8 protein-coding genes are annotated in these 10,556 nt (G+C 61.5%); 4 read left to right on the forward strand and 4 right to left on the reverse strand.

Translation table 11 applies throughout. The features are described 5' to 3' along the window. Positions 1-60: 60 nt before the first annotated feature. The 4 genes from uvrB (at position 61) to rimO (ending at position 4,136) form a co-directional block, all read left to right on the forward strand. The gene (gene uvrB / locus SKTS_RS09050; RefSeq protein WP_173063541.1) at positions 61-2,076 is read left to right on the forward strand and encodes an excinuclease ABC subunit UvrB; all 2,016 of its coding nucleotides are present in this window, start codon (positions 61-63) and stop codon (positions 2,074-2,076) included. A 78-nt stretch (positions 2,077-2,154) separates the two neighbouring features. Further along, positions 2,155-2,403, forward strand: coding sequence for a type II toxin-antitoxin system Phd/YefM family antitoxin (locus SKTS_RS09055; protein ID WP_173063544.1), 249 nt, complete (start codon positions 2,155-2,157; stop codon positions 2,401-2,403). After that, on the forward strand, positions 2,400-2,786 hold the full coding sequence (locus SKTS_RS09060; protein WP_173063547.1) for a type II toxin-antitoxin system VapC family toxin: 387 nt from the start codon (positions 2,400-2,402) through the stop codon (positions 2,784-2,786). The genes SKTS_RS09055 and SKTS_RS09060 overlap by 4 nt, the downstream gene beginning before the upstream one ends. Before the next feature lie 33 nt (positions 2,787-2,819). After that, complete coding sequence (rimO, locus tag SKTS_RS09065) at positions 2,820-4,136, forward strand: 30S ribosomal protein S12 methylthiotransferase RimO (RefSeq protein ID WP_173063550.1); 1,317 nt, start codon at positions 2,820-2,822, stop codon at positions 4,134-4,136. Between the two features lie 20 nt (positions 4,137-4,156). Here rimO and SKTS_RS09070 read toward each other — a convergent pair whose 3' ends face one another. The 4 genes from SKTS_RS09070 to SKTS_RS09085 form a co-directional block, all read right to left on the reverse strand. Then, a complete protein-coding gene (locus tag SKTS_RS09070; protein ID WP_173063553.1) occupies positions 4,157-4,828 on the reverse strand; it encodes a Crp/Fnr family transcriptional regulator in 672 nt (223 codons plus the stop codon). 27 nt (positions 4,829-4,855) lie between these two features. Continuing rightward, positions 4,856-6,451 carry a bifunctional aminoglycoside phosphotransferase/ATP-binding protein gene (locus SKTS_RS09075; RefSeq protein WP_173063556.1) on the reverse strand — a complete coding sequence of 532 codons (1,596 nt, stop codon included), beginning with the start codon at positions 6,449-6,451 and terminating at the stop codon, positions 4,856-4,858. A gap of 112 nt (positions 6,452-6,563) precedes the next feature. Further along, positions 6,564-8,192, reverse strand: coding sequence for a GAF and HD-GYP domain-containing protein (locus SKTS_RS09080; protein WP_173063570.1), 1,629 nt, complete (start codon positions 8,190-8,192; stop codon positions 6,564-6,566). A gap of 11 nt (positions 8,193-8,203) precedes the next feature. Then, the gene (locus SKTS_RS09085) at positions 8,204-10,552 is read right to left on the reverse strand and encodes a GspE/PulE family protein (protein ID WP_244617488.1); all 2,349 of its coding nucleotides are present in this window, start codon (positions 10,550-10,552) and stop codon (positions 8,204-8,206) included. Positions 10,553-10,556 lie beyond the last annotated feature (4 nt).

The following is a 10,556-nucleotide window of genomic DNA, read 5'->3' on the forward strand; positions in this document are numbered from 1 at the left end:
GTCGGGTATTTGCCCGCGTGGTACAATTCTGCTGTTTAACAAAACCGTCAAATTCTACCTGTGATCGTCACTTTCCCCAATAGTCCGTACAAACTTCATCAGCCGTTCGAGCCGGCCGGCGATCAGCCGAATGCCATCGCCCAACTGGTGGAGGGGCTGCACGACGGCCTGTCGTTCCAGACCCTGCTCGGGGTGACCGGTTCCGGCAAGACCTTCACCATGGCCAACGTGATCGCCCAGTTGGGGCGCCCGGCAATCATCATGGCGCATAACAAGACGCTGGCGGCGCAGCTGTACTCGGAAATGCGCGAGTTTTTCCCGGAAAACGCGGTCGAGTATTTCGTCTCCTATTACGATTACTACCAGCCGGAAGCCTACGTGCCGTCGCGCGACCTGTTCATCGAGAAGGATTCGGCGATCAACGAGCACATCGAGCAGATGCGCCTGTCGGCGACCAAGTCGCTGCTGGAGCGGGAAGACAGCATCATCGTCGCCACCGTGTCGTGCATCTACGGTATCGGCGACCCGGTGGACTACCACGGCATGATCCTGCACCTGCGCCAGGGCGAGAAAATCGGCCAGCGCGAGGCCATCAAGCGGCTCACCGAGATGCAGTACGACCGCAACGATATCGAGTTCAGCCGCGGCACCTTCCGCGTGCGCGGCGACGTGCTGGACATCTACCCGGCGGAAAGCGCCGAGACCGCGATCCGCGTGTCCATGTTCGACGACGAGGTGGAAAGCCTGTCGCTGTTCGACCCGCTGACCGGGCACATCCACCAGAAAGTGCCGCGCTACACCGTTTATCCTTCCAGCCACTACGTCACGCCGCGCGCCACGGTGCTGCGCGCGATCGAGAACATCAAGTCGGAACTACGCGAGCGCATCGAGTTTTTCCACTCGGAACACAAGCTGGTGGAAGCGCAGCGCATCGAGCAGCGCACCCGCTATGACCTGGAAATGCTCAACGAGATCGGCTTCTGCAAAGGCATCGAGAACTATTCGCGCCACCTGTCCGGGCGCAACCCGGGCGATCCGCCGCCGACGCTGATCGACTACCTGCCGCCCAACGCGCTGATGTTCATCGACGAGAGCCACGTCACCGTGCCCCAGGTGGGTGCCATGTACAAGGGCGACCGCTCGCGCAAGGAAAATTTGGTGGGCTACGGCTTCCGCCTGCCCAGCGCGCTGGATAACCGTCCGCTGCGTTTCGACGAGTTCGAGAAAGTGATGCGCCAGTGCATTTTCGTTTCTGCCACGCCGTCGGAATATGAAAGCCAGCACCAGGCGCAGGTGGTGGAGCAGGTGGTGCGTCCTACCGGCCTGGTGGACCCGATAATTGAAATTCGCCCGGCGATCAACCAGGTGGATAACCTGTTGTCCGAAATCACGGAGCGCATCGTCAAGGGCGAGCGCGTGCTGGTCACCACGCTGACCAAGCGTATGTCCGAAGACTTGACTGATTACCTTGCCGATCATGGCGTCAAGGTGCGCTATCTGCACTCCGACATCGACACCGTGGAGCGTGTGGAAATCATCCGCGACCTGCGCCTGGGGGTGTTCGACGTGCTGGTTGGCATCAACCTGCTGCGCGAAGGGCTGGATATCCCGGAAGTGTCGCTGGTGGCGATTCTCGACGCCGACAAGGAGGGTTTTCTGCGCTCCGAGCGCTCGCTGATCCAGACCATCGGCCGGGCGGCGCGGCATATCAACGGCAGGGCGATCCTCTACGCCGACCGCATCACCAAGTCCATGCAGCGGGCCATGGACGAGACTGAGCGGCGTCGCACCAAGCAGGTGGCTTACAACGTGGAACACGGCATCACGCCCAAGGGCGTGACCAAGCGCATCAAGGACATTATCGACGGCGTGTTCGATATCGAGACGGCGCAGAAAGAACTCAAGGTCGCGCAGGAAATGGCGCATTACGAGCATCTGGACGACAAGAAGCTGGCCAAGGAAATCAAGCAGCTGGAGAAGGAAATGCTGGCCTGCGCCAAGAACCTGGAATTCGAGCGCGCCGCTCAGTTGCGCGACAAGCTTAATGAGATCAAGGCATTATTTTTCAGAAGTTGAACATGCAGCCGGCGTCGCTGGACAATGAAAGTTAGCCAGACTAGACTAATCAGCAATATTTTATTAAGGAGTCTATCCATGCACGCCGTAAACATGCTGCAGGCCAAATCCAGTCTTTCCCGCTTGGTGGAATCCATTGAACAAGGTGAGGAGCGCGAAATCATCATTGCTCGCAACGGACGACCGGCGGCAAAGCTGGTTCCCGTGGATGCCTCGCTGCCTGGTCAGCGCATCGGTGTGGCCAAGGGTGTTTTCGAGGTGCCTGACGATATCGACGCCAGTAATACCGAAGTGGCCGCCTTGTTCCTGGGAGGGGCACCCCGTTGAATCTCTTGCTGGACACGCATGTGGCGTTGTGGGCCATCACCGACAATCCCCACCTCCCAACCCGTGCGCGCGAGCTGCTTCTTGCGCCGCGCAGCACAGTTTGGGTCAGTGCAGTCAGTGTGTGGGAGATTGCCATCAAGCACGGCCTGGGACGGGGAGATATGCCTGTGTCCGGTCAGGATGCGCTGAACTACTTCCGCCAGGCCGGGTATCGCCTGCTTGCCATTGAGCCTGAGCACGCGGCTATGGTTGAGGGTTTGCCTGGACACCATCAGGATCCATTCGACCGGCTGCTTGTGGCACAGGCGTTAGCGGAGCCGATGCGACTATTAACCCACGATGCGACGGTGGCCCGGTATAGCGATACCGTTATCCTGGTTTAAATGAACCACAATCCTGAAGTGTCACGATAAATTATGTCCAAATCCCCAAAAATAGGCTTCGTCTCGCTCGGCTGCCCCAAGGCGCTGGTCGATTCGGAGCAAATCCTCACCCAGCTGCGTGCCGAAGGCTACGACATTTCGCCCAGCTATGAGTCTGCCGATCTGGTAGTGATCAATACCTGCGGCTTCATCGACGCGGCGGTGGAAGAGTCGCTCGACGCCATCGGCGAGGCGCTGGCCGAGAACGGCAAGGTGATCGTCACCGGCTGCCTGGGCGCGCGACCCGAAGTCATCATGGAAGCGCACCCGCAGGTGCTGGCGGTGACCGGCCCGCATGCCCTGCAGGAAGTGATGAGCGCGGTGCACCAGCATCTGCCGCAGCCGCACGACCCGTTCACCAGCCTGATCCCGGAACAGGGCATCAAGCTGACGCCTCGGCACTACGCCTATCTGAAAATCTCCGAGGGCTGCAACCACCGCTGCACCTTCTGCATCATTCCGTCCTTCCGTGGCGATCTGGTCAGCCGTCCGGTGAGCGAGGTGATGCGCGAGGCGGAAAACCTGGTCAAGGCGGGCGTAAAGGAACTGCTGGTGATTTCGCAGGACACCAGCGCCTATGGGGTGGACCTGAAATACCGCGCCGAATTCTGGCAGAGCAAGCTGCTGAAAACCCGCATGACCGAACTGGCCGGGGCGCTGGGCGACCTGGGCGCCTGGGTGCGGCTGCATTACGTCTATCCCTATCCGCACGTGGACGAAGTGATCCCGCTCATGGCGGAGGGCAAGATCCTGCCCTACCTCGATATCCCGCTACAGCACGCCAGCCCGCGCGTGCTCAAGGCCATGAAGCGGCCCGGCAACCAGGACAGCAACCTGGCGCGCATCAAGCAATGGCGCGAGATTTGCCCCGATCTGACGCTGCGCAGCACCTTCATCACCGGCTTCCCCGGCGAAACCGAGGACGATTTCCAGCAGCTGCTGGATTTCCTCGGCGAGGCGCGGCTCGACCGCGTCGGCTGTTTCACCTATTCACCGGTGGAAGGCGCAGCGGCCAATGCCTTGCCCGACCAGGTGCCGGAAGAAGTGAAACTGGAACGTCAGGCGCGCCTCATGGAACTGCAGGCGGAAATCAGCGCCGAGCGGCTGGCGCAAAAGATCGGCCGGACGCTGACGGTGCTGGTGGACGAGGTGGATGAAGAGGGTGCCGTGGCGCGCAGCATGGGCGATGCGCCGGAAATCGATGGCCTGGTGTACGTGGAAGATGGAACAGGTCTGAAGCCGGGCGATTTCGTCACGGTCACGGTCGAGGACGCGGACGAGCACGACTTGTGGGCTAGCCGGACGGCGTGATGCGCCGCCCGGTATCGGGCTTAGCGGTGTGCCAGCATGGCCAGGATGTTGCGTGCGACTACGGCATCGGCATCCATCATCGCCCATAGCGTATCGGGGTCGATTGCCAGGAGCAGGGATGCTTCCACGGCGACGACCGGGGCCGACATGGTGCTCTCGCCCAGCGCGGAAATTTCGCCGATGCATTGTCCGGCGGAGAAGTTCATGGTGCGCGCCTCGTCCAGTTCCGCCTTGAGGCTGCCTCCCATCACCAGGAACAGATGGTTGTTTTTCGCGCCGGCGGCAAGCAGCGTTTCGCCCGCTTCCAGTTCATACAGGGGGCAATCGTCCAGCAGCGGTTCCACCGCGTCCAGGTCGACGCCATTGAATAGCGCGGTTTGGGCCAGGGGACTGGTCGATTCGGCTGGCTTTTTCGAAGCCTTGAGGCTGCCGATACTGATGGGAATGACCTTGGCTGCGGGCTTTTCGCCTGGATATTGGGGGCGGTCGGCGGAAAGCCGGCCGAGCGTTTCGAGCAGTTCTTTCTCGCGTACGGAAATCAGGCCGAAAATATCGCGAATTTCCTCGATGGTGTTGTCGGTCAGCGGGTTGTCCTCACCGTCTCGCGGCGTCACGTCCTTGACGACGCTGCCCAGCACCTTGCGCATGACGCGCAGGATTTTTTGTTCGGAAGAAAAGTGTTCGGTGCTCATGAAAATCCTTGGTAAAAACAGGCTGCGCTAAAAAATTAAATCTTGACAGAATTCGTCGGGATTGTCCATCAGACCTTCGGCGAGCCGCAACAGGTCGGCTTCCATGGATGGCCCGCTGGTCACGGTGGTAGTCCAGTTCTTTTCCTCCACGGCGATGCCTTCGCCGCCGCGCAACTGCGCTTCCAGCACTTGCAGCGTGGCTTCCGACGCATCGCGGCCGAGGTTTTGGCGCTGCACGATGCGGCGGCGCAATTCATTCTCTTCGGCGTGCAATTCAAGAATCATGAACGGGATTCCCAGTTCCAGCGCCAGTGCGCGGAACGCATTGCGTTCGGTGCGCTTCAGGAAAGCCGCATCCACAATGGCGGGAAACCCCGACTGCAGTACTTCTCGGGCCAGTTCTTCGAGGCGCCGGTAAGTCCTGATATGGGCATCCGGCGCATATAGTCCCTGGTCGACGCCGGACTGGCTGCGCGCACCCGGCGCGAGGCCGAACAGGCGCTTGCGCTCGACGTCGGAGCGCAGGCGGATGGCGCCGCTTCGTTCCAGCAGCAACTGGGTCGCGGTGGTTTTGCCCGATCCGGAATAGCCGTGGGTGATCAGCAGCCAGGGGCGGGCAGGGCGGGCGAAAAGTGCGGCGAGCTTCAGGTAGGCGGCGGTCTGGTGGCATACGGTCTGCAGCTGGTCCGGCGTCAACCCGCCCTGGTCGGCCCGGATGCATGCCACCTTGGCGCGCACCATGGCGCGGTAGCCGAGGTAATAGGGCAGCAGGGCGAGGCCGCCGAAGTCGCCCGTGTGCTCCAGGTAGGTGTTGAGGAAACGCTGCGCCAGGTCCGGGCGGCCGCGGTCGTGCAGGTCCATCACGACGAAGGCCGTATCGTTGATGACGTCGATCCAGCGCAATGCGGGGTTGAACTCGATGCAGTCGAACAGCACGGGCTGGTCGTCGATCCACGCCATGTTACCGAGGTGCAGGTCGCCGTGGCATTCGCGCACGAAGCCGTGCTCGCGACGCGCGGCAAAATCGGCGCGGCGGCGGGTGAATTCCTCCTCGCTCCACTGCCTCAGGGGGGCGAGCGCTGCGCCTTGCGGCAGCGCGCCCGCGCGTTCGGCGATCTGGTCAAAATTTTCCCGCACCGGCTGGTGCACGGCTTCGGGCGTGCCCAGGCCTTCCGGTGGGTTGGCGGCAGTGTCGGCATGGACGCGCGCCACTTCGCGGGCGACGGCGTCGAGCTGCGGCGGTGTGACTTTGCCGTCCGCCAGCATGCGGTCGAGCAGGGCTTCCTGCGGGAAGCGCAGCATTTTGACCGCGTATTCGATGGCCGGCCCCGCGCCGCCGAGTTCGGGGTCGGTGGGGGTGCCGCCGATTGCGACGACATCGAGATACAGCTGCGGCGCCAAGCGCCGGTTGAGGCGCAGTTCTTCGCGGCAGAAAAAACGGCGTTTCTCCAGCGTGCTGAAATCGAGAAAGCCGAGGTTGACGGCTTTCTTGATCTTGTATGCGTATGCGCCGGCGAGCAGGACCCAGGAAATATGGGTTTCGATCAGCTCGACCGCGTCAGCTGGGTGGTCGTAGCGGGCCGGGTCGCACAGGGCCCGGATCAGGGTCGCCTGGTCATTCATGGTGGGAAAAGCCGTCAACCACGGAAGACACGGAAGACACGGAGCAACAAGAAGATCTTCTTCCGTGCTTTCTGTGTTCTCCGTGGTTCAAAGTTGTTTTTGGGAGCATGCGCTACGGCGTGTAGCCAGGAATCTTGCCGACATCCACCGCGTCGATCTGGTAGGGCTCGAGGTAGTCCTTCGCATACTGCAGATACACCTGGTTGCGAATGAAAATGTCGAACAGGTCGGGGTCGATGTGCTGGTCCAGTTTCATGCGCCCGAGGATGCTCAGGGCGTCGCTTAACTTCTTGCCTTCCTTGTAGGGACGGTCCTTTGCGGTCAGTGCCTCGAAGATGTCGGCGACGGCCATGATGCGCGCCTGCAGCGTCATGTCGGCGCCCTTGAGGCCCTTGGGGTAGCCGCGTCCGTCCATGCGCTCGTGGTGGCCGCCGGCGTATTCCGGAACCTTCTTCAGATGGGTCGGCCAGGGCAGGGCTTCCAGCATGTGGATGGTGGAGACGATGTGGTGGTTGATGGTCTCGCGCTCCTCGGCGGTGAGCGTGCCGCGCTCCACGTTGAGGTTGTAGACCTCGTCCTGGCTGAGGAAATCGGATTCCTTGCCCTGCTCGTTTATCCAGCGGTACTGGCCGATCTGCTGCACGCGCTGCTGCAGCGCGGGCGACATGAATTCGCCGCCGATGTTGGCCTTGCGCAGGAATTCGCGGTCGTCGTCGAGTTGTGCGATGCGTTCGCGGCAGGTTTTTTCGCTTGCCGCAAGGTCGCCGTGGCCCATTTCCAGCGCAGCGACCTTCTCTTTCAGCAAGGCGATTTCGGCGTCGCGCTTGAGCACTTCGAAGCGCGTGTCGATCAGGCGGATGCGGTCGAACAGGGTATGCAGCTTGGTGGCCTTGTCGACGACATGCACCGGCGTGGTGATCTTGCCGCAGTCGTGCAACAGGCCGGCGATCTTGAGCTCGTAGCGGTCCTTGTCGCTCATGTGGAAGTTCGCCAGCGGGCCTTCCGTGGCGCGGCTCGCCGCTTCCGCCAGCAGCATGGTGAGCACCGGTACGCGCTCGCAGTGGCCACCGGTGTAGGGGGATTTTTCGTCGATGGCGATGTTGATGAGGGTGATGAAGGATTCGAACAGCTCCTCCAGCTGGTTGATCAGCGCGCGGTTGGTGATGGCGATGGCCGCCTGGGAAGCCAGGGACTCGGCCAGTCGCTGGTCTGAGCTGGAGAAAGTCGTGACCTCGCCGCTGTCCGGATCGAGCGCGTTGAGCAGCTGCAATACCGCGACGATCGTGCCCTCGTGGTTCTTCATCGGCACGGTGAGGAAAGACCGGGAGCGGTAGCGGTTGGCCGCGTCGAACTTGCGCGTGCCGGAAAAATCGAAGCCCTGCTCGTGGTAGGCGTCGGCAATGTTGACCGTCCTGTCGTTGAGCACCGCGTATGCCACGACGTTGTGGTTGTTGGGCTCGCCGTTGTGATCGTAGAGCGCGACCGGCGGGAAGTTCACCGGTTTCCCGGTGGTGCCGCCCAGCGCGATGCCGAGGGAGTTGGTGCGCACGATCTCGAAGCGCAGGGCCTTGTATTCCGTGACGCTATACAGCGTGCCGGCGTCGCAGTGAGTGATCTTGATGGCTGCCAGCAGAATGGATTCCAGCAGGCGGTTCAGGTCTTTCTCCCCGGAGAGCGCTACGCCGATGGCGTTGAGCTCTTCCAGGCGCTGCAGCAGCGGGTCGGATTTGGGTTCCTGCATGGGTTTACCCCCTATTTGATGCAGACGGAACGCACCTGTTTCATGTCGGTAATGCCCTGCAGGACTTTTTCGATGCCGTCCTGCCTCAGGGTGCGCATGCCCTGCGACAGCGCCGTCACGGTCATGTCCGCGACGCGCGCGTGTTCTTGGATATTTTTCTTGATCTCGTCGCTGCCCACCAGCAGTTCGTGCAGGCCGACGCGGCCCTTGTAGCCGCTCTTGTTGCATTCCTCGCAGCCCACCGCGTGGTTGAGGACGAATTCGCCCTTGTCATTGGCGAAGGATTTTTTCCATTCCTGGCGCAATTTGTCGCGCGCGGCGCTCGCGTCCTCGAGCCATTCCGGCGTGTTTTTCAGTTCTTCCGCATACTCGGACAGCAGGGATTCGATCTCCTGCTCGGATGCGACATACGGCTTCTTGCACTTGCTGCACAGCCGCTTGCCCAGGCGCTGCGCCAGGATGCCGAGCAGGGCGTCGGCGAAATTGAACGGGTCCATGCCCATGTCGAGCAGGCGCACGATGCTTTCCGGCGCGCTGTTGGTGTGCAGGGTGGAGAACACCAGGTGGCCGGTGAGCGAAGCCTCGATGCCGGTAGCGACCGTTTCCTTGTCGCGCATCTCGCCCACCATCACCACGTCCGGGTCGGCGCGCAGGAAGGCGCGCATCGCCACGGCGAAGGTGATCCCCGCCTTGGGGTTGACCTGTACCTGGCGCAGGCCCTTCTGGGTGATTTCCACCGGGTCTTCCGCCGTCCAGATCTTGGTTTCAGGTGTGTTGATGTAGCCCAGCACCGAGTGCAGGGTGGTGGTCTTGCCGGAGCCGGTCGGGCCGCACACCAGGAACAGGCCATAGGGCTTGCTCACCACTTTTTTCAGCGTTTCCAGGTTGCGCGCGCTCAGGCCCAGGTTGTCTACCGGGATCGGCTTGCCCGCGGCGAGGATACGCATCACCACGTCTTCCAGCCCGCCCGCGGTGGGAATGGTGGCGACGCGCAGTTCGATGTCGAGGGGACCGTATTTCTTGAACATGATCTTGCCGTCCTGGGGTTTCCGCTTCTCGGAAATGTCCAGGTCGCACATGATCTTCAGCCGCGCCAGGAGTGCGGCGCGGTGGCTGGGCGGGATCTCGATGTAGGGGAACAGCGTGCCGTCGCGGCGGAAGCGCACGATGGTCTTGTTTTTGCCCGGGTAGGGCTCGATGTGGATGTCAGAAGCGCCCTGGTTGTAGGCGTCGACGATGATCTTGTTGACCAGCTTCACCAGCTCGTTGTCGGCCGCGGCGGACATTTCGTCGGCGCTGGACGCGCCCTCCGGTATGTCTTCGTCCTGCAGGTTCGACAGCAGGTCGTCGATGGAGCCCATGCTGCCGGCGGCGCCGTAAAACAGTTCCAGAGTCTTGGCGAATTCGCGCCGGGTGCAGACTTTGTAGAGCAGTTTGTGCTTGGGGAAAATATTGCACACCACGCGCGAGCCCATGATGCGGTCGGGTTCCGGGGTCAGGATGACCAGGCCTTCCGGCGTGTCGTCGATGGGTAGCCACAGGCTGCCTTCGACATACTCGCGCTTGAGGTTTTTCAGCAGCTCGTCCGACTTGATGCGGTCGGCTTTGAACGGTTCGTAGGGCACATGGTAGAAGTCTGTCAGCGAGCGGCCGAGGTCGGCCAGATTGACCTGAAACTCGTCGAGCAGGATTTCCTCGATATCCTTGCCTTTGCGGTGTGCCGAGCGGGCCGCCAGCTCGATTTCGGCAGCGGACAGGATGCCCTGGTCGATGAGGTAGTCGAATTTTGTGCGGATGCGAGAGCGATGCTTGAAGGCGATGGCCAGTGTCTTGGCCAGTTCCTGCAAGCCTTCCTCGGCGGAAGTGGGGAAGGGCGAACCCGAGAGGGAATTGATCAGCTGGATGACGCCCATCAGTTCGCCGTCGTTGGCGTCGATGATCGGCGCCACCAGCATCTGCTTGGTGCGGTAGCCGGTTTTGCGGTCGATGTCCTTGAGGAAGGTGATGCCGGGGTTGTACTTCTTCAGTTCGGCATCGTCATAGACGTCGGCGATGTTGACCATCATTTTGTTGAACGCCACGTATCCTGCCACGCTCAGCGGCGAAATCGGCAGCTTGAAGTCCTTGAATGCGCCCAGGCCGGTTTTGATCTTGGTGGCGATCGAGCTCTTGTCCTCGCTGACGCTGTAAATGGTCAGGCGGTCCGCCTCGAACAGCGCGCTGATGTCGCTGGAAAGCTGGAGCATGATCTCGTCGATGTTCTGCGTGGCGTGGATCTTGTTGGTGACGGCCTGCAGCTTGCGCGAGAAAATGAGCTGGCCGCTGAGATCGGTGGTGTTTGCTGATGCCTGGGTATTCACGATT

It is taken from the genome of Sulfurimicrobium lacus (assembly GCF_011764585.1).
Lineage (GTDB): Bacteria > Pseudomonadota > Gammaproteobacteria > Burkholderiales > Sulfuricellaceae > Sulfurimicrobium > Sulfurimicrobium lacus.

Coding starts and splice junctions, on each gene's coding strand:
- SKTS_RS09070 (WP_173063553.1), bottom strand. CDS start 4,828: ATGAGCACCGAACACTTTTCTTCCGAACAAAAAATCCTGCGCGTCATG.
- rimO (WP_173063550.1), top strand. CDS start 2,820: ATGTCCAAATCCCCAAAAATAGGCTTCGTCTCGCTCGGCTGCCCCAAG.
- SKTS_RS09055 (WP_173063544.1), top strand. CDS start 2,155: ATGCACGCCGTAAACATGCTGCAGGCCAAATCCAGTCTTTCCCGCTTG.
- SKTS_RS09075 (WP_173063556.1), bottom strand. CDS start 6,451: ATGAATGACCAGGCGACCCTGATCCGGGCCCTGTGCGACCCGGCCCGC.
- SKTS_RS09080 (WP_173063570.1), bottom strand. CDS start 8,192: ATGCAGGAACCCAAATCCGACCCGCTGCTGCAGCGCCTGGAAGAGCTC.